The sequence below is a fragment of the Kitasatospora sp. NPDC048194 genome (assembly GCF_043202455.1).
Taxonomy (GTDB): Bacteria; Actinomycetota; Actinomycetes; order Streptomycetales; family Streptomycetaceae; genus Kitasatospora.
Genome location: NZ_JBIDAK010000001.1, coordinates 179,600 through 196,516, shown reverse-complemented (window position 1 = coordinate 196,516; position 16,917 = coordinate 179,600). Strand labels below are relative to the sequence as shown.

Sequence of the window (16,917 nt, the reverse complement as noted above, 5' to 3'; positions counted from 1 at the left end):
ACCGGGAGCCCTCACCCGCCGCCGACGAACCGGGCACGTCCGACCCCGACGTCCCGATACCCGACTGACGCCCCGTCACCGCATCCGCCGCCGACGGGGCGTCAGTGCGTCCGGGCCCGAACGCCGGACGTTTGCCGCCGCCCGCGACGGGACATCCCCCAACGGGAACCGCCTGCGCCGCGCCCACCCCGCGTCGGCCGGGAGTCCGCCACCGACAGGTGCCGCCGTAGCCGTCCGTACGGGTGATCGTCCTTGACGCGGCGGTCCGGAGGGAGGAGCGTTGTCGGCTATGAGGGGCGAGCCAAGCTGCCCGAGGTGCGCCGGCCGGGTCCGCGCCCCCGGTCTGTTCTCAGACACCTGGCAGTGCGACCGGCACGGAGCCGTTCACCCGATGCAGCCGGTGCTGCCCCCCAGTGTGGAGGCCCTGGGCGTGGCCGTCGCCCGCTCGCAGGTCCCGGTCTGGCTGCCCTGGCCGCTCCCCGTCGGCTGGCTCTACACCGGCATCAGCCACGTCGGCGACGACGTCTCGGGCGCCCGCGCCACGGCCGTCGCCTGCTCCGGACCGGCGCCGCTCGGCGGCTTCGGCGAACTGGTGCTGGTCGCCGAGGAGCTGGGCGTCGGGCTCGGCGCCCGGTACGCCGGGCTGCCCGGGCCGGACCCGGGCGACTCCGTCGGCCTCTACAAGCCCGCCGACGCCAAGCTGATGGCCGCCGGGCGCCCCACCCCGATGTTCCACGTCCCGGACGCCCCGGCGGACCGCGCGGTGTTCGTCGGCGAGGCCCGCGGGCTGTGGCTCTGGGCGGTCGCCTGGCCCGAGCAGTCCGCCCTCGTCATGTACGACGAACTGGTGCTCACCGACCTGCGCGAGGCCGGCGCCGAGCTGGACCTGCTGCCCTGCGGGGCGCTCTCCCCCCGACTGCTCGGCTGACCGGCCGCACGGCCTATCCTGGGCGGCACCCGAGCCTCCAGGAGCCCGCCCCGTGCGCATCGACCTGCACGCCCACAGCACCGCCTCCGACGGCACCGACAGCCCGGCCGAGCTGGTCGCGGCGGCGGTGGCCGCCGGCCTCGACGTGGTGGCGCTCACCGACCACGACACCGTCGCCGGCCACGCCGAGGCGGCCGGGGCGGTGCACGCGCTGCCGGACGGCACCCGGCTGACCGTCGTCCCGGGCGCCGAGCTGTCCTGCGTGGTGGACGGCATCAGCATGCACCTGCTGGCGTACCTGTTCGACCCGCAGGAGCCGGAGTTCGCGCGGGAGCGGGAGCTGGTGCGCACCGACCGGTTCCGGCGCGGGCGCGCGATCGTGGAGCGCTGCCGCCGGCTCGGTGCGGACATCAGCTGGGAGCAGGTGCAGCGGATCGCCGGGGCCGGCTCGGTGGGACGCCCGCACATCGCCAGCGCGCTGGTCGAGGCGGGCGTGGTGGCGACCGTCTCGGACGCCTTCACCCCGGACTGGCTGGCCAACGGCGGCCGGGCGGACGTGCGCAAGCACGAGACCGACCCGGTGCAGGCGGTCCGGCTGGTCCGGGCGGCCGGCGGGGTGCCGGTCTTCGCCCACCCCGGTGCGGACAAGCGCGGCCGGACGGTCCCCGACCAGGTGATCGCCGACCTCGCGGCGGCCGGGCTGGCCGCGCTGGAGGTCGACCACACCGACCACGGCGAGGACACCAGGCGGCGGCTGCGCGGCCTGGCGGGCGAGCTGGGCCTGCTGGTGACCGGCTCCAGCGACTACCACGGCAGCCGCAAGACCGTGCGGCTCGGCGAGTACACCACCGATCCGGCCGTGTACGAGGCGCTGCTGGCGCAGGCCACCGGGGCCAAGCCGATCGAGCGCTGAACCGCCCGATCACCGGACCGCCCGATCACCGACCGCCCGGGCACCGGACCGCCCGAGCGCTGAGCCGCGAGGCGCTGGGCGGCCGTCCGCGCGACCGGCCGCCCCGCCGCGCTCCGGCGTACCGCAGCGCGGGGCGGGCACGCGCAGCGGCCCGCACGCCCCTCCTGAGCGGTCGTCAGTCCAGTCGGGCCCCGCGCCGGTCCGGATCGCGCAGGTCGGTGCCCTGGTTCAGCCAGCGCTCCTGGAGCGCGGCCGCGCCGTGCACCCGCTTCCACCCCGCCTCGTTGGGCGTCATCGGCAGCAGCGGCAGGAAGCGCACCGGCTCCGCCGGCTCGGCCAGTTCGAGGTCCTCGACCAGGCCTCCCGGCTCGGCGGCCAGCACCGAGGTGAAGGGGGCGCCGTCCCAGAGCGGGGCGCCGAGGTCCAGCGAGCCGCCCGGGGCCACCACGAGGCCCTCGACCTGCGGGGTCGCGGCGAAGGTGGCGAGGCTGCGCAGCACGCTGTCGTGCCCGCCGCGCACGGTCAGCACCAGTTCGACCCGCGGTCCGCGCACCTGGTCGGCGACCGGCGAGGTCGGGTCGGCCATCGGCGCGGCGGACATCCCGAGCGTGGCGTAGCGGACCAGGCCCTCGGCGTCCGGGCCGAAGCGCAGCACCTCGATCCGGTCGGCGCCGAGGAAGGTGACGGCGGCGCGGCCGCCCGGCTCGCCGAAGGTCGCGATCAGCCGGGCCTCGACGGCGGCCAGCACCGCCTCCCGGGAGAGTTCCGGGGAGCTGCCGCCGTGGGGGTCGCCGAAGGACGGGAAGTCATGCGCCATGCCGGTGAGCGTAACCCGCCGGGGTGTCCGGGCCTCCGGGGGGCGGTGCGGCGGGCCGTGCCGTCAAGGGCCCGTAAAGGCCGGTGAAACCCCGGGGCGCCGATACCCGGTCAGATGTTAGGGTGAGCGACTGGCCACCGGGACGGTTCGTCCCGGGGCGGCGGCGCGAAGGAGGTGGTTGCGGTGGATACCGGCCGACCATGCAGTACCGGCAGCTCTGCCCGGCCCCGACTTCCCCGCATTCCCCGCCTCTTGGGCCCCACCGGCTGATCCAGCCGTAGTGGCCCGGGCGCGGACCGACGGCGGACGGCCGGCCGGGAGAGCACCCTCGTCCCCTTCACCGGTGTTCCTCGCCGTCGCACCACGGCCCTGCTTCCCGCGTTCCCGTGCCGCCGTGCGACGGCTCCTGCCCCAGGGAGCCTGCCATGTCGATGATCAACAGCCTGCGTGCCGCCGTCCGCACCAACCGCCGCCGGGACCTCGTCGGCCCGTACGACGCCGTGCCGGAAGGCGGCAGCTCGGCGATCGTGGACTGCGCGGTGTACCAGCACGGTCGGCGCAACGGTGAGACCTGCAGCCCGCGCGACGCCGCCCGCCGGGTCAAGGCGGCGCACCAACTCCCGGACGAGGCGGGGTCGTTCAGCTGGATCGGGCTGCACGAGCCGACCGAGGCGGAGTTCGAGGGCATCGCCCAGCGCTTCGGGCTGCACCCGCTGGCGGTGGAGGACGCGGTGCACGCGCACCAGCGGCCCAAGGTGGAGCGCTACGACGACGTGCTCTTCGCCGTCTTCAAGACGATCCGCTACGTCGAGCACGACCAGCTGACGCCCACCAGCGAGGTGGTGGAGACCGGCGAGCTGATGGTGTTCGCCGGGCGGGACTTCGTGATCACCGTCCGGCACGGCGGCCACGGCTCGCTCCAGGAGCTGCGGCACCGGCTGGAGGCGGACGCGGACGAGTCCGGGCTGCTGGCCAAGGGGCCGTCCGCGGTGCTGCACGCGATCGCCGACCACGTCGTCGACAACTACCTGCTGGTCGCCGAGCGGCTGCAGAACGACGTGGACGAGATCGAGTACGGCGTCTTCTCGGCCAAGGGCGGGCGCAGCGCCGACGTCGGCCGGGTGTACCAACTCAAGCGCGAGGTGCTGGAGTTCAAGCGCGCCGTGGTGCCGCTGCTGCGTCCGATGCAGCAGCTGTCGGAGCCGCTGCAGAGCCTGGTGGGCCCGGACATCCAGAAGTACTTCCGGGACGTCGCGGACCACCTGGCCCGGGTGACGGAGCAGGTGCACGGCTTCGACGAGCTGCTGAACTCGCTGCTGCAGGCGAACCTGGCCCAGGTGTCGGTGGCGCAGAACGAGGACATGCGGAAGATCACCGCCTGGGCGGCGATCTTCGCGGTGCCCACCATGATCACCGGCGTGTACGGGATGAACTTCGACTACATGCCGGAGCTGCACAGCCCGTACGGCTATCCGACGGTGCTGGGCGCGGTGACGCTGATCTGCGTGGGGATGTACCGGGGCTTCCGCCGCAACGGCTGGCTGTGACGGAGGCGCGCCGCCGCACGTCCCGCCGCCGCACGCCCGCCACCCCGCACGTCCCGCCGCCGACCGCGCCCACCCCGCCCGGCCATGCTCGGCCCCGGGGCTACCTGCGCCCGCCGCGGGCGACCAGGACCAGCCCGAGCAGGATCAGCACCACCGCCGGGTAGGCGGCCGCCGGGGGCCACTGGCCGAGCCAGAGGGCGGCGATCAGGGCGGCGCCCGGCGTCTCCAGCAGGATCGCGGTGGAGGTGATCGACGGGCCGAGGTTGCGCACCACCCGGTTGCTGAGCGAGTGCCCGAGCAGCTGGGCGGTGGCCATCAGCAGCACGATCTGCCACCACGCCCCGGCCGACCAGCCGGACAGCGACGTCCCGGTGGCCAGGCAGATCACCAGCAGGCCGACCGCCGTGGTGGCGTAGCAGACCAGGGTGTATCCGGTGGTGCTGACGGTCTTGCGGACCTCGGCGCCGAGCAGCATGTAGCCGGCCGCGGCCAGGCCGGCGGCCAGGGCGAGGGCGTCGCCGAGCAGGGCGCGCGGGGAGAGCGAGAGGTCGACGCCGGTGAGCACCAGCACGCCGGCGAAGGCGACGACGGTGCCGAGCCAGACCATCCGCGGGGCGCGAACGCCGAACAGCCGCATCAGCAGGATGGTCCACAGCGGAGTGGTGGTCACCAGGGCGGTGGCGGAGGCCACCGAGGTCATCCGCAGGCTGGGCATCCAGAGCGCGAAGTGCACGGCGAGCAGTGCACCGGCGGCGATCGCGAGCAGCAGCGCCCGTCGGCCGATGCCGCGCAGTTCGGCGCGGTGGCGCAGCAGCGCGTAGGGGCCGAGGACGCCGACGGACATGACGTTGCGCCAGAAGGCGATCGCCAGGGCGGGCGCGGCGGTGGCGCTGATCAGCGGGCCGGAGAGCGAGATGCCGCCGATGGAGACGGCGAGCAGCAGCAGGTCCAGGGTGGGGAGCGGGTGGGCCGGCCGCGGGTCGGCGCCGGTGGGCGGGGCGGCGGCGGACGCGGCGCCGGCAGGGGCGGTCGCGGGGGCAGCAGGGGTGGCAGGGGCGGTCGCGGGCCGGGCGGCGGGCACGGCGCTCCTTCGGGGTCACGTGGTCGGGCCGCTCATACGGTAAGGCCCGTGGCGCCGCAATGGAACTGTCTTCCGGGGGCTGAGACGTCTCGTGGACGGGGCGGGACGAGGGCTGCGGCGACCCCGTACGCTGTCCGCCATGGACCGTACGCCCGCCGCCGCGACCGCCGACGACTTCCTCGACCAGGCCCTGCTGGAGGAGGCCGCGAAGAAGTCCGGGCTGCTCTGGGTGCGCGCGGACGGCGAGGAGCACGCCCGTCCGCTCTGGCACGCCTGGCACGACGGCGCGGTGGTGGTGGTCGGCGGGGGCGCTGAGCAGCCGCTGCACGGCCTGACGCCGGGCGCCGGGGCCGTGGTCACCGTGCGCAGCAAGGACAAGGGCGGCCGGCTGACCGGCTGGGCCGCCGTCGTGGTCGAGCCGGCACCGGGCAGCGAGGCCTGGCTGGGCGCCGTGGAGGAGCTCAAGGGTAAGCGGCTGAACGCTCCCGACACCGACACCATCGCCGAGCGCTGGGCCCGCGAGTGCCGGGTGCTGCGGCTGGAGCCCACCGGTGCGCTGAGCGAGCGCCCGGGGGCGATGCCGGAGGGCTCGCTCGCGGCCCGGCCGATGCCCACCGGGGCCACCACCCGCCGCCCGATCCCGGCCGGTCTGCCCAAGCTGCTGTTCAAGCGCCGCTGACGGTTCCTCCGACCGTCGGGAGGAGTCCGCGTGCGCGACGCCCGCGGCCGCTACCGTGCCTCGGCGGGCCCGGTCCCCGGCGCACGGGTAGCCTTGGCCGCGGGCGCGCTGGGCGCGCCCTGACCAGGCATCGAGCGATCAGAGGGAGTTCATGGCAGGGCCAGGGACCCGGGTCTTCATCTCCCACCTCTCCGGCATCGCGGTCTTCGACCCGAACGGGGACCAGGTCGGGCGGGTCCGGGACGTGGTGGTCTCGCTGCGGCTCGGCGGGCGCCCGCCGCGGGTGCTCGGCCTGGTGGTCGAGGTCGTCGGCCGGCGCCGGATCTTCCTGCCGATGACCAGGGTGACCAGCCTGGAGTCCGGTCAGGTGCTCACCACCGGCCTGATCAACCTGCGGCGCTTCGAGCAGCGCCCGTCCGAGACCCTGGTGCTCGGCGAACTGCTGGACCGCACCGTCATCTGGTCCAAGACCGGTGAGGAGGTCACCGTGCTGGACGTCGGCATGGTGCAGACCCGGTTGCGGGAGTGGGAGATCAGCAAGGTATTCGTCCAGGTCGGCCGGGCCGGCCGGCTGCGCAAGGCCAAGGGCGAGCGGCTCACCCTGGACTGGCAGGACGTCACCGGCTTCGCCCTGCCCGAGCAGGACCAGGGCGCGGCCAACCTGCTCGCCACCTTCGAGCAGCTGCGCCCGGCCGACCTCGCCAGCGTGATGCACCACCTGTCGGCCAAGCGCCGCGCCGAGGTGGCCGCCGCACTGCCGGACGAGCGGCTCGCGGACGTCATGGAGGAGCTGCCCGAGGACGACCAGGTCGAGATCATCGGCAAGCTGAAGGACGAGCGCGCCGCCGACGTCCTCGAGGCGATGGACCCGGACGACGCCGCCGACCTGCTCTCCGAGCTGCCCGGCGACGAGGCCGAGCGGCTGCTCCAGCTGATGGAGCCGGAGGAGGCCGAGCCGGTGCGCCGGCTGCTCACGTACGAGGAGGACACCGCCGGCGGTCTGATGACCACCGAGCCGATCGTGCTGGAGCCGGACGCGACCGTCGCCGAGGCGCTGGCCCGGATCCGGATCAGCGACCACAAGCCCGCGCTGGCCGCGCAGGTCTTCGTCTGCCGGCCGCCGAACGAGACCCCGACCGGCCGCTACCTGGGCACCGTGCACTTCCAGCGGCTGCTGCGCGAGCCGCCGTACGTCCTGGTCGGCTCGCTGGTGGACGACGACCTGGACCCGCTGCCGCCGGACACCCCGCTGTCGCTGGTCACCAGCTACCTGGCGACCTACAACCTGGTGGCCGCGCCGGTGGTCGACGAGGCGGACCACCTGCTGGGCGCCGTGACCGTCGACGACGTGCTCGACCACCTGCTGCCCGAGGACTGGCGCGACGCCGCCCTGCACGCCCGCGACGACGATAACGAGGAGGCGCCCGGTGGACGGTGACCGCAACGGACGGACGGACGACTCCGCCCGCCGCCGCCTGCAGCGCGAGCTGCGGGAACTGCGCCAGCTGCGCGAGCTGCGCACCCGCGAGGGCGGCGGCCGGGAGCGCCTGGAGACGGCGCCGATCACGGGCTCCGGGCGCGCCCGGCTCGACCAGCCGCGCACCGCCCGGCCCGGCCTGCTCTCGCTGCCCTCCTACGACCCCGAGGCCTTCGGGGTGCTGTCCGAGCGGATCGCCCGCTTCCTCGGCACCGGGCGGTTCATCGTCTGGATGACGGTGGTGGTCGTCATCTGGATAGGGTGGAACACCCTGCTGCCGTCGGCCGTGCGCTTCGACAGGTACCCGTTCATCTTCCTCACCCTGGCCCTGTCGCTGCAGGCCTCCTACGCGGCGCCGCTGATCCTGCTGGCGCAGAACCGCCAGGACAACCGGGACCGGGTCAACATGGAGCAGGACCGGGCCCGCAGCGACCGCAACATCGCCGACACCGAGTACCTGGCCCGCGAGGTCGCCGCGCTGCGGCACGGGCTCGGCGAGGTCGCCACGCGGGACTTCATCCGCTCGGAACTGCAGTCGCTGCTCAAGGAGATGGACGAACGCCGGGACGCCTCCGGCGCCTTGTGACCGGCGGCACGCTACCGACCGGTTAACCGGTTCGCCCGGAGCCGTACCATCAAGGCATGGCCAACGAGACAGAGGTCGCGGCAGGCGTCACGGAGGAGTCCGTGCGCGAGGCCCTGGCGACCGTCAACGACCCGGAGATCAACCGCCCGATCACCGAGATCGGGATGGTGAAATCGGTCGAGATCGCCGAGGACGGCGCGGTGCGCGTCGCGGTCTACCTGACCGTCTCCGGCTGTCCGATGCGCGACACCATCGTCACCCGCGTCCGCGAGGCGGTCGGCAGGGTGCCGGGCGTGACCGGTGTCGAGGTCGAGCTCGACGTCATGAGCGACGAGCAGCGCAAGGAGCTGTCCCAGCTGCTGCGCGGCGGCGCCCCCGAGCGGGAGATCCCGTTCGCCAAGCCGGGCACGCTGACCCGCGTCTACGCCGTCGCCTCCGGCAAGGGCGGCGTCGGCAAGTCCTCCGTGACGGTGAACCTGGCCGCGGCGATGGCCGCGGACGGCCTGAAGGTCGCCGTGGTGGACGCCGACATCTACGGCCACAGCGTGCCGCGCATGCTGGGCGTCGAGGGCCGGCCGACCCAGGTCCAGGACATGATCATGCCGCCGCAGGCGAACGGCGTGAAGGTCATCTCGATCGGGATGTTCACCCCGGGCAACGCCCCGGTGGTCTGGCGCGGCCCGATGCTGCACCGCGCGCTGCAGCAGTTCCTCGCCGACGTGTGGTGGGGCGACCTGGACGTGCTGCTGCTGGACCTGCCGCCCGGCACCGGCGACATCGCGATCTCGGTGGCCCAGCTGGTCCCCAACGCGGAGATCCTGATCGTCACCACCCCGCAGATGGCCGCCGCCGAGGTGGCCGAGCGGGCCGGCACCATCGCGGTGCAGACCCACCAGAAGATCGTCGGCGTGATCGAGAACATGTCCGGCATGCCGTGCCCGCACTGCGACGAGATGATCGACGTCTTCGGCACCGGCGGCGGTCAGACCGTCGCGGACGCGCTCACCCGCACCGTCGGCGCGACCGTCCCGGTGCTCGGCTCGATCCCGATCGACGTCCGGCTGCGCGAGGGCGGCGACGACGGCCGCCCGGTCGTGCTCGCCGCCCCCGACTCCCCGGCCGGCGCCGCCCTGCGCGCCGTGGCCGGCAAGCTCGGCGGCCGCCAGCGCGGCCTGTCGGGCATGTCGCTCGGGCTGACGCCCAAGAACAAGTTCTGACCGGACGGCCGAGCGGGCCGGACGGCCGACCGGGGTCCTGGCGGCCGACCGGGGTCCTGGCGGCCGAGCGGGTCCTGACGGCGGACGGACGACGGCCGGGCGGAGGTTTCCGCCCGGCCGTCGCCGTGTCTCCGCGGTCCTACGGGCGGGTGTAGCCGCCCAGGTCGGCCACGGTGGCGAAGCCGACGCCGTAGGCGCTGACGCCGCGTCCGTAGGCGCCGAGCAGGACGCCGGGGGCCTCGCCCGCGAGCACCCAGCCGTACTCCGACTCGCGGTAGCGGAAGGGCTGCGGCAGGCCGTTGACCGGCAGGCTGAGGGTCGACCAGCCGGGGCCGGCCAGGTCGTCGGCCAGATCCCAGGCCAGGGAGCTCTGCTGGTCCAGCCAGTCCTGGCGCAGCGCGCGGTCCAGCTGGCCGGGCCAGGTCGCGGCGAGCAGTCCGGAGCCGGCCAGCCAGGCGGCGGAGGAGGCGGAGGTCGCCTCCAGCGTGCCGGTGTTGTCGGCGCTGCGGCGGCTGTCCCGGCGGGCCACCGTCACCACGACCGCGAACTTGCGCACGTCCCGCGGCTCGTACTGCTTGGCCGGCTCGTCGCCGTGCCCCAGGGTGCCGTAGTCGACGCTGCCGCCCGCCGCCCCGGCCCGGGGGCCGCCGGCGCCGGCCTGCATCAGGTAGCGGCGGCCGGTCCAGCCGTCGTCCAGCCCGTACCAGGGGAAGTCGGCGGACAGGTAGGGCAGCAGCGGGTCCGCCGGGCCGGCCTGTCCGCCGACCACCGGGCCGCCGGCCGTAACCGTCGCCCCTCCCGCCTGACTCGTCGCGTCCATCCCCGGGCCTCCTCAAACGCACGTGTGCCTGCCGTGGAGCGCTCCCATGGTGGCGCACCTCGGCGTTCCCGGGGGGCCGTTCGCGGTCCGTGGTGGCGCGGATGTGACGGACGGCTCAACGGGAACAATCAGCACAATAGCGGCGCGGACGCCGCCGCCCCGCTCAGCCGGGCGGCCGGGCGGGGCGGCGGCGTCCCGTCGTCACGGGGCGGGAAAGGGCCCTCAGGTGGCGTCGGGGTCGAACGGCGGGCGCTCGCCGGCCTGCAGCGGGGCACCGGTGGAGGCGGCTGCCGCCGGGGCGGCCTTCTCGAAGCTGACGCTGCCCGCCCGGCCGTTCACGGGCGCCGCGGGCCGGTCGTCCAGGACGGAGCGGATGTCGAGCGAGTCCTTCATGTCCTTGAGGCCCAGCGGGTCGTCCTGGCCGCCCATGAGCTGCTTGCGGACGAAGGTCTTGGGGTTGAGGTCCTCGAACTCGAAGTCCTTGAACTCGGGGCCCAGCTCGCTGCGGATGTCCTCCTTCGCGTTGTCGGCGAAGGAACGGACCTTGCGGATGAAGCCCATGGTGTCCTGGATCAGCTTCGGCAGCTTGTCGGGGCCGAAGATGATGATCGCCATCACGATGAGGGTCAGGATCTCCAGCCCGCCTACGTCGCTGAACACCTTTGCTCCCTAGCTCGCCGGACGACGGTTCCTCCAGGGTAATGGCCACCGGTGGGTCCCTGACCCACGCTGCGATGAAGCCGTGGTAAAGACCAGCCGGTGGCCGGGCCCGGAGGAGGGGTGGGTGCGCTAGCGGATCTGCTGGCGCAGGGCCGCGACGCTGCCCGGGTAGCGCTCGGGCGGGGAGGACGGGCTCGCTCCGCGGGTGGCGACGACCGGATGGGCCTGGAAGTCCACCGGGACCTGCACCGACATCGGGACCAGGCCGCCGCCGCGGCCGCCGCCGCTGATCGGGCTGACCGTGGTGCCGTGCTGGTCCTCGCCCTGGGCGAGGCCGCCGACGCCGCCGAGCGTCACCGCGGCGACCGAGAAGGCGCCCGCGGCGGCGAAGACCAGGCGTCGCCCGCGCGCGGAGGCGCGGCCGGCGGCCGCAGCGGGCTCCGGGCGGGCGGCGGGCTCCGGGCGGCCGGTGCGCCGGCCCATCAGCGGCCGCAGCACCGACCCGCGCCCGAAGGCCCGCGGGTCCACCCCGGGCACCGGGGCGCCGGCGCCGAGCGCGCCCGCGCCGAAGGAGGCGCCGGCGCCGCGGCCGAAGGAGCCGCCGGTGAGCCGGCTGCCGCCGAGCGTGCCGGTGGCGGCGACCCCGCCGCCGGGCAGGTCGTCGTCGCGCCAGCCGGCGTCCGCCGGGCCGTCGTCCGGGAGGTTGCCGACGGCCATCAGCCGGGCCATCAGCGCGGAGGAGGGGCCCGGGGTGTCCGTGCGGGTCAGCAGGTGCTTGACGGCGCGGCCCTCGTCCGCCTCGGCCAGGCACTGGGGACAGGTCGCCAGGTGCGCCTGGACCCGCTCGCGCGAGTCGTGGCCGAGCTCGCCGTCCAGGAACGCGGAGAGCCGCTCCCCGAGGTGGTGTTCCTCGGCGGCGGGATCGACGGGCCGTACGGGCACCGCGCGCAGCTCCGTGTCGCCCGGCAGCGGGACGGCGGGCGGCAGCGGGACGGCGGGCGGCAGCGGCTCGCCGGGGTCGTCACCGGCCCGGCGGCCCAGCGGCCAGCTCCGCCGGGTCTGGGCGCGGTCGGACGACCCCGACCGTTCCGGACCGGACCGGCTGGTTCCGCTCACCATCGCCTCCGTCCGCGCCCACCCGGTGCGGCCGCGACCTCGGCGGCCACGGCGCCGACCGGCACCGGCTCGTCCGAGCCGCCGCGGCGCTCGCGCCCGGGGGCCTGGCCGGGGGCGCGGTGCTTGAGCGCGGCGCGCAGGTGCGAGCGGCCGCGGTGGATGCGGCTGCGGACGGTACCGAGCTTGACGCCCAGGGTGGCGGCGATCTCCTCGTAGGACAGGCCCTCGATGTCGCAGAGCACCACGGCGGCGCGGAACTCCGGGGCGAGGGTGTCCAGGGCCTGCTGGACGTCGGCGTCGAAGTGGGTGTCGCTGAAGTGCTGGGCCGGGCTGGGCTCGCGGGAGGCGAGCCGCTCGGCCGCGTCCTCGCCGAGCGCGTCGAAGCGGATGCGCTGGCGGCGGCGGACCATGTCCAGGAAGAGGTTGGTGGTGATCCGGTGCAGCCAGCCCTCGAACGTGCCGGGGGTGTAGGTGGACAGCGAGCGGAACACCCGGACGAAGACCTCCTGGGTGAGGTCCTCGGCGTCGTGCTGATTGCCCGTCAGGCGGTAGGCGAGGCGGTAGACGCGGGCGCTGTGCGCCTCGACGATCTCCTCCCAGCTGGGCGGAGTCCAGGTCTGCGCGTCGGGGCCTTCGGCGAAGGTCGCGAGGGCGGGGGCCTCGGTGGTACCGGCGGCCGGCGTCTCGGCGGCGGGCTGGTCCAGGTCGGAGTGCGCAGGCTGGTTCATCACGGGCTTCGGCGTACGGGCCGACGCGGTGCCGCGGGGGTGCCGCCGCACGGGGACGTCGCCCTCGGCCACACCTCCTCGGTCGGCTCTTCTGCCCAGCAGGGCCACCACCATATCCACCTCACCCGTCAAGCCCGGATAAAAGTGCCCGGGAGGTCTCCCGCACCCGGTCACGATGACAACGGCCCGCCGCAGTACGCGGTTCCCGCCCGGCCAGTAATCTGTGGCAGGAAATATCGACATCCCCCGCACCGGGCCGCCGCCCGGGGCTCCGAAAGAGGCAGCCATCAGCGAGTTCGGGCCCGCGCGCGCGGCCCTCGCCGACACCTACGTGGGCGAGGACGCGGTGCTGACCTACGCCCGGGCGCAGTCCGCGCGGACCGGGATACGGGCCATCGGCCCGAGCGGCGGCGCGTGCCTGCGGCTGCTGGCTGCCGCGCTGGACGCCAAGGCGGTGGCCGAGATCGGCACCGGCACCGGGGTGTCCGGGGTCTACCTGCTGCGCGGGATGCGGCCGGACGGCGTGCTCACCACCGTGGACGCGGAGCCGGTGCGCCAGCAGCTGGCCCGCGAGGCCTACCAGGCGGCCGGGTTCGCGGCCAACCGCTCCCGGTTCATACCGGGCCGGGCCCTGGAGGTGCTGCCGCGGCTCGCCGACGGCCAGTACGACCTGGTGTTCTGCGACGGCGATCCGGCCGAGTCCCGGGAGTACCTGCTGGAGGCGCTGCGCCTGCTGCGTCCCGGCGGGATGGTCTGCTTCGAGGGGGTCTTCCAGGAGGGCCGGCTGGCCGAGCCGGAGCTCCAGGACCCGCAGACCGGCGCGGTGCGCGACCTGGTCCGGGACGTCCGGGAGAGCGAGGCGCTGCTGCCCGCCCTGCTGCCCGTCTCCGACGGGCTGCTGTGCGCCGTGAAGCGCTGAGGTCCGCCGCGGCCGGTGCGGCGCCGGTGCTCCCCGCCGGTCCGGGGAACGCGCGGGCCCGGGCCGACATGACGTCGTGCCCGGGCCCGGCGGTACGTCTCCAGGAGACGGCGAGCACCCGCTGCGGTCAGCCGCAGGCCTTCTTCAGGGCTTCGCCCAGGGCGTCGGCCTCGTCAGGCGTGAGCTCCACCACGAGGCGTCCGCCGCCTTCGAGCGGAACGCGCATGATGATGCCCCGCCCCTCTTTGGTGACTTCGAGCGGGCCGTCACCCGTCCGCGGCTTCATGGCCGCCATGCTCGTTCCCCTTCCTGCAACCGCTCAGCTACGCACCGGCAGTCCGTCCACCGCCGGTATCGAACGCATTGATCGGAAGCCATTATCCCGCATGCCACGGCCTGATGACCAACATCACTCTCGGTGCAACCTCGGCCGGACCGGCTCCAACCGCCCCAATTGGCGTCATAAGCCCCGGCGCGGCGGCGGTGGCGACACCGCGGGAAGGTGCGATACCTCACACTCCCCACCCCGCCCCGCGCTCCGGCATCCTGGCACGACCACCCACGCGACGATCGCTGAGGAGCCCTCGCCCATGTCCGATTCCGTCCTGTACGAGCTGGACGGCGGCCTCGCCGTCATCACCATCAACCGCCCGGAGGCGATGAACGCGCTGGACGTCGCCACCAAGGTCGCGCTGCGCGACGCCGTGACCGAGGCCGCCGGAAACCGGTCGGTGCGGGCGGTGCTGCTCACCGGCGCGGGCGACCGGGCGTTCTGCGTCGGGCAGGACCTCAACGAGCACCTGGCGATGCTGAAGCGGGCCGACGAGACCGGCGAGGGCGCGCTGCGGACCGTCGCCGAGCACTACAACCCGCTGACCCGGGCGCTGGCCGGGATGCGCAAGCCGACCGTCGCCGCGGTCGGCGGGGTGGCGGCCGGCGCCGGCGCCTCGCTCGCCTTCGCCTGCGACTTCCGGATCCTCTCCGACCGGGCCGGCTTCAACACCGCCTTCGCCGGGATCGGCCTGACCGCCGACTCGGGCGCGTCCTGGACGCTGCCCCGGCTGGTCGGGCACGCCAAGGCCACCGAGCTGCTGATGCTCCCCCGGACGGTCAAGTCCGCCGAGGCGATGGAGCTGGGCCTGGCCACCAAGGTCGTGCCGGCCGAGGAACTCGCCGCGACCGCGCGGGTCTTCGCCCGCGAGCTGGCCGAGGGCCCGACCGTGGCCTACGGCGCCATCAAGGAGTCGCTGGCGTACGGCGCTTCGCACTCGCTGGACGAACTGCTCGACAAGGAGGACGAGCTGCAGACCCTGGCCGGCGACAGCGAGGACCACCGGATCGCGGTGCGCGCCTTCATCGCCAAGGAGAAGCCGAAGTACGTCGGGCGCTGAGGCTCAGCGCCCCCGCCTGCCCCCGGTGCGGACGTGGCAGTCCGCCAGGTGGTCGTCGACCAGACCGCAGGCCTGCATCAGGGCGTAGGCGGTGGTCGGGCCGACGAAGCGGAAGCCCTCCTTCTTCAGCGCCTTCGCCAGCGCCGTCGACTCGGGCGTGACGGCCGGCACCTCCGCCAGGGTGCGGGGGGCCGGCCGGTCCGGGTCCCCGGCGAACCGCCAGATCAGTGCGTCCAGCCCGCCGTCCAGGTCCCGGGCGGCCCGGGCGTTGGCGATCGCCGCGTCGATCTTGGCCCGGTTGCGGATGATGCCGGTGTCGGCGAGCAGCCGCTCCCGGTCCGCCTCGCCGAACTCGGCGACCTCGGCGATCCGGAAGCCCGCGAAGGCGGCCCGGAAGCCCTCCCGGCGGCGCAGGATGGTCAGCCAGGACAGACCGGACTGGAAGGCCTCCAGGCAGACCCGCTCGAACAGGGCGTCGTCGCCGTGCACCGGGCGGCCCCACTCGGTGTCGTGGTAGACGCGGTAGTCATCGGTCGAGTCGCCCCAGCCGCAGCGGCGCAGGCCGTCCGCGCCGAGCACCGCGCCGGCGGGGGCGGCCGGGAACCCGGCGGCCTCGGTCACCGGTCCCTCCGGGGCTCGGCGTCCTCGGGGGCCTCGGCGGGCGCCGCGGCCGGCCGGACCACCTTGGCGAACTCCTCCAGGCCGGGCAGCGGCTCGGCCGCCGGATCCGGGGCGGTGGTGGCCTCGACCGCGCCGCGCAGGTGGGCGGCGGCCTCCAGCTCGGCGATCCGCGCGTCGCGGTAGGCCAGTTCGGCGCCGAGGCGGCCCAGGACGTCGTCCACCTCGTCCATCCGGTAGCCGCGCACGGCCATCGGCAGCCGGAGGTCGTCCACGTCCGTCTTGCTCAGCGGGCGGTCCTGCGGCAGCCGCGCGGAGATGCGGTCCGGCACCGCCTCCGGCATCGAGCCGCCCCCGCCCAGCGCCACCAGCGCGGCGCCGCCGACCACCACGGCCATGGCGACCACGATCACCCAGAACACGAGCTGTCCTCCCGAACTCCCGGCCGGTCCTCGATCAAGTGCCAGCGAACCAGACTGATCATGACAGCATGGTCCCCAAGTGAGGCCGGGGGCCATCATCGCACCCGCAGGAGCTGTGGAGGAGACATCGGTGGCACTGCGCCTGGGACCGCGCGAATTCGGTGACGACGAGCTGGTGATCATGGCGATCGTCAACCGCACGCCGGACTCGTTCTTCGACAGGGGCGCGACCTTCGCCGACGAGGCCGCGTTCGCCGCCGCCGAGCGCGCGGTGGCCGAGGGCGCGGCGATCCTGGACATCGGCGGGGTGAAGGCCGGCCCCGGGGACGAGGTCTCGGTCGAGGAGGAGCTGCGGCGCACCGTGCCCTTCGTCGCCGAACTGCGCAAGCGCCACCCCGGCGCCGTGATCAGCGTGGACACCTGGCGGCACGAGGTCGGCGAGGCGGTCTGCGAGGCGGGCGCGGACCTGCTGAACGACGCCTGGGGCGGGGTGGACCCGAAGCTCGCCGAGGTGGCCGCCCGGTACGACGTCGGATTGGTGTGCACCCACGCGGGCGGCGCCGAGCCGCGCACCCGGCCGCACCGGGTCGGCTACCAGGACGTGATGGCGGACATCCTGCGGGTGACCGTCGGGCTGGCCGAGCGGGCGGTGGGGCTGGGCGTCCGCCGGGACGCGGTGATCATCGACCCGGGGCACGACTTCGGCAAGAACACCCGGCACTCGCTGGAGGCCACCCGGCGGCTGCCGGAGATGACCGCGACCGGCTTCCCGGTGCTGGTCTCGCTCTCCAACAAGGACTTCGTCGGGGAGACCCTGGACAAGCCGGTGGACGAGCGGCTGCTGGGCACGCTGGCCACCACCGCGGTCTCGGCCTGGCTGGGGGCCCGGGTCTACCGGGTGCACCAGGTCGCGCAGACCCGCGAGGTGCTGGACATGGTCGCCTCGATCCGGGGCACCCGCCCCCCGGCGGTGGCCCGCCGGGGGCTGGCGTGAACGG

The 16,917-nt window shown here is 74.7% G+C and carries 19 protein-coding genes; 10 read left to right on the top strand and 9 right to left on the bottom strand.

Features of this window, described 5'->3' with window-relative positions; translation table 11 throughout:
* The first annotated feature begins 289 nt into the window (after nucleotides 1-289).
* Nucleotides 290-928: a DUF6758 family protein gene (locus tag ACGF07_RS01070; protein WP_350736650.1), complete on the top strand. Its 639-nt coding sequence runs from the start codon at nucleotides 290-292 to the stop codon at nucleotides 926-928.
* Between the two features lie 52 nt (nucleotides 929-980).
* Nucleotides 981-1,841, top strand: coding sequence for a PHP domain-containing protein (locus ACGF07_RS01065; RefSeq protein ID WP_392894355.1), 861 nt, complete (start codon nucleotides 981-983; stop codon nucleotides 1,839-1,841).
* Nucleotides 1,842-2,016: 175 nt separating this feature from the next.
* On the opposite strand, the gene ACGF07_RS01060 is transcribed toward ACGF07_RS01065, so the two are convergent.
* Nucleotides 2,017-2,658, bottom strand: coding sequence for a suppressor of fused domain protein (locus ACGF07_RS01060; protein WP_350736646.1), 642 nt, complete (start codon nucleotides 2,656-2,658; stop codon nucleotides 2,017-2,019).
* Between the two features lie 425 nt (nucleotides 2,659-3,083).
* Here ACGF07_RS01060 and corA point away from each other — a divergent pair, with 425 nt between their 5' ends.
* The gene (corA, locus tag ACGF07_RS01055) at nucleotides 3,084-4,205 is read left to right on the top strand and encodes a magnesium/cobalt transporter CorA (RefSeq protein ID WP_350736643.1); all 1,122 of its coding nucleotides are present in this window, start codon (nucleotides 3,084-3,086) and stop codon (nucleotides 4,203-4,205) included.
* A gap of 100 nt (nucleotides 4,206-4,305) precedes the next feature.
* Here the strand turns inward: corA and ACGF07_RS01050 are convergent, their stop codons facing one another.
* Nucleotides 4,306-5,286, bottom strand: coding sequence for a DMT family transporter (locus ACGF07_RS01050; protein ID WP_392894353.1), 981 nt, complete (start codon nucleotides 5,284-5,286; stop codon nucleotides 4,306-4,308).
* 139 nt (nucleotides 5,287-5,425) lie between these two features.
* Here ACGF07_RS01050 and ACGF07_RS01045 point away from each other — a divergent pair, with 139 nt between their 5' ends.
* From ACGF07_RS01045 to ACGF07_RS01030, 4 genes are all read left to right on the top strand, one after another.
* Nucleotides 5,426-5,965 (top strand): hypothetical protein, encoded by a 540-nt coding sequence (locus ACGF07_RS01045; protein ID WP_392894351.1) that lies wholly within the window; start codon nucleotides 5,426-5,428, stop codon nucleotides 5,963-5,965.
* Between the two features lie 151 nt (nucleotides 5,966-6,116).
* Nucleotides 6,117-7,403: a magnesium transporter MgtE N-terminal domain-containing protein gene (locus ACGF07_RS01040; protein WP_392894349.1), complete on the top strand. Its 1,287-nt coding sequence runs from the start codon at nucleotides 6,117-6,119 to the stop codon at nucleotides 7,401-7,403.
* Nucleotides 7,404-7,479: 76 nt separating this feature from the next.
* Nucleotides 7,480-8,028, top strand: coding sequence for a DUF1003 domain-containing protein (locus tag ACGF07_RS01035; RefSeq protein WP_392894689.1), 549 nt, complete (start codon nucleotides 7,480-7,482; stop codon nucleotides 8,026-8,028).
* 56 nt (nucleotides 8,029-8,084) lie between these two features.
* Nucleotides 8,085-9,245 (top strand): Mrp/NBP35 family ATP-binding protein, encoded by a 1,161-nt coding sequence (locus ACGF07_RS01030; protein WP_350736632.1) that lies wholly within the window; start codon nucleotides 8,085-8,087, stop codon nucleotides 9,243-9,245.
* 139 nt (nucleotides 9,246-9,384) lie between these two features.
* On the opposite strand, the gene ACGF07_RS01025 is transcribed toward ACGF07_RS01030, so the two are convergent.
* The 4 genes from ACGF07_RS01025 to sigE all read right to left on the bottom strand — a co-directional run bounded on the left by ACGF07_RS01025 (nucleotide 9,385) and on the right by sigE (nucleotide 12,569).
* A complete protein-coding gene (locus tag ACGF07_RS01025; RefSeq protein WP_392894348.1) occupies nucleotides 9,385-10,065 on the bottom strand; it encodes a hypothetical protein in 681 nt (226 codons plus the stop codon).
* Between the two features lie 222 nt (nucleotides 10,066-10,287).
* A complete protein-coding gene (locus ACGF07_RS01020) occupies nucleotides 10,288-10,725 on the bottom strand; it encodes a sec-independent translocase (protein WP_350736625.1) in 438 nt (145 codons plus the stop codon).
* A gap of 129 nt (nucleotides 10,726-10,854) precedes the next feature.
* Nucleotides 10,855-11,841, bottom strand: coding sequence for an anti-sigma factor family protein (locus ACGF07_RS01015; protein WP_392894346.1), 987 nt, complete (start codon nucleotides 11,839-11,841; stop codon nucleotides 10,855-10,857).
* Entirely contained in the window at nucleotides 11,838-12,569 is a 732-nt protein-coding gene (sigE, locus tag ACGF07_RS01010; RefSeq protein ID WP_392894688.1) for an RNA polymerase sigma factor SigE, read from the bottom strand. Before sigE ends, ACGF07_RS01015 begins: the two co-directional genes overlap by 4 nt.
* A gap of 286 nt (nucleotides 12,570-12,855) precedes the next feature.
* On the opposite strand from sigE, the gene ACGF07_RS01005 reads away from it, so the two are divergent.
* Entirely contained in the window at nucleotides 12,856-13,488 is a 633-nt protein-coding gene (locus ACGF07_RS01005; RefSeq protein ID WP_350736735.1) for an O-methyltransferase, read from the top strand.
* Between the two features lie 127 nt (nucleotides 13,489-13,615).
* Here the strand turns inward: ACGF07_RS01005 and ACGF07_RS01000 are convergent, their stop codons facing one another.
* Nucleotides 13,616-13,783: a DUF3117 domain-containing protein gene (locus ACGF07_RS01000; protein WP_014137929.1), complete on the bottom strand. Its 168-nt coding sequence runs from the start codon at nucleotides 13,781-13,783 to the stop codon at nucleotides 13,616-13,618.
* A gap of 295 nt (nucleotides 13,784-14,078) precedes the next feature.
* Here ACGF07_RS01000 and ACGF07_RS00995 point away from each other — a divergent pair, with 295 nt between their 5' ends.
* Entirely contained in the window at nucleotides 14,079-14,879 is an 801-nt protein-coding gene (locus tag ACGF07_RS00995) for an enoyl-CoA hydratase-related protein (protein WP_350736617.1), read from the top strand.
* Between the two features lie 3 nt (nucleotides 14,880-14,882).
* Here the strand turns inward: ACGF07_RS00995 and ACGF07_RS00990 are convergent, their stop codons facing one another.
* Both ACGF07_RS00990 and ACGF07_RS00985 read right to left on the bottom strand, forming a co-directional pair.
* Nucleotides 14,883-15,500, bottom strand: a complete 618-nt coding sequence (locus ACGF07_RS00990) for a DNA-3-methyladenine glycosylase I (RefSeq protein WP_350736615.1) — start codon at nucleotides 15,498-15,500, stop codon at nucleotides 14,883-14,885.
* Nucleotides 15,497-15,919 (bottom strand): DivIVA domain-containing protein, encoded by a 423-nt coding sequence (locus ACGF07_RS00985; protein WP_392894344.1) that lies wholly within the window; start codon nucleotides 15,917-15,919, stop codon nucleotides 15,497-15,499. The genes ACGF07_RS00990 and ACGF07_RS00985 overlap by 4 nt, the downstream gene beginning before the upstream one ends.
* A 181-nt stretch (nucleotides 15,920-16,100) precedes the next feature.
* Between ACGF07_RS00985 and folP the strand changes: the two genes are divergently transcribed.
* Complete coding sequence (gene folP, locus ACGF07_RS00980; protein ID WP_350736732.1) at nucleotides 16,101-16,913, top strand: dihydropteroate synthase; 813 nt, start codon at nucleotides 16,101-16,103, stop codon at nucleotides 16,911-16,913.
* The last annotated feature ends 4 nt before the right edge of the window (nucleotides 16,914-16,917 follow it).

What these genes read in the sequence shown, in the direction of transcription:
- sigE (WP_392894688.1), bottom strand. Translation starts at nt 12,569, where the DNA reads ATGAACCAGCCTGCGCACTCCGACCTGGACCAGCCCGCCGCCGAGACG.
- ACGF07_RS01060 (WP_350736646.1), bottom strand. Translation starts at nt 2,658, where the DNA reads ATGGCGCATGACTTCCCGTCCTTCGGCGACCCCCACGGCGGCAGCTCC.
- corA (WP_350736643.1), top strand. Translation starts at nt 3,084, where the DNA reads ATGTCGATGATCAACAGCCTGCGTGCCGCCGTCCGCACCAACCGCCGC.
- ACGF07_RS01025 (WP_392894348.1), bottom strand. Translation starts at nt 10,065, where the DNA reads ATGGACGCGACGAGTCAGGCGGGAGGGGCGACGGTTACGGCCGGCGGC.
- ACGF07_RS01000 (WP_014137929.1), bottom strand. Translation starts at nt 13,783, where the DNA reads ATGGCGGCCATGAAGCCGCGGACGGGTGACGGCCCGCTCGAAGTCACC.
- ACGF07_RS01070 (WP_350736650.1), top strand. Translation starts at nt 290, where the DNA reads ATGAGGGGCGAGCCAAGCTGCCCGAGGTGCGCCGGCCGGGTCCGCGCC.
- ACGF07_RS01040 (WP_392894349.1), top strand. Translation starts at nt 6,117, where the DNA reads ATGGCAGGGCCAGGGACCCGGGTCTTCATCTCCCACCTCTCCGGCATC.
- ACGF07_RS01030 (WP_350736632.1), top strand. Translation starts at nt 8,085, where the DNA reads ATGGCCAACGAGACAGAGGTCGCGGCAGGCGTCACGGAGGAGTCCGTG.
- ACGF07_RS01045 (WP_392894351.1), top strand. Translation starts at nt 5,426, where the DNA reads ATGGACCGTACGCCCGCCGCCGCGACCGCCGACGACTTCCTCGACCAG.
- ACGF07_RS00995 (WP_350736617.1), top strand. Translation starts at nt 14,079, where the DNA reads ATGTCCGATTCCGTCCTGTACGAGCTGGACGGCGGCCTCGCCGTCATC.
- folP (WP_350736732.1), top strand. Translation starts at nt 16,101, where the DNA reads ATGGCGATCGTCAACCGCACGCCGGACTCGTTCTTCGACAGGGGCGCG.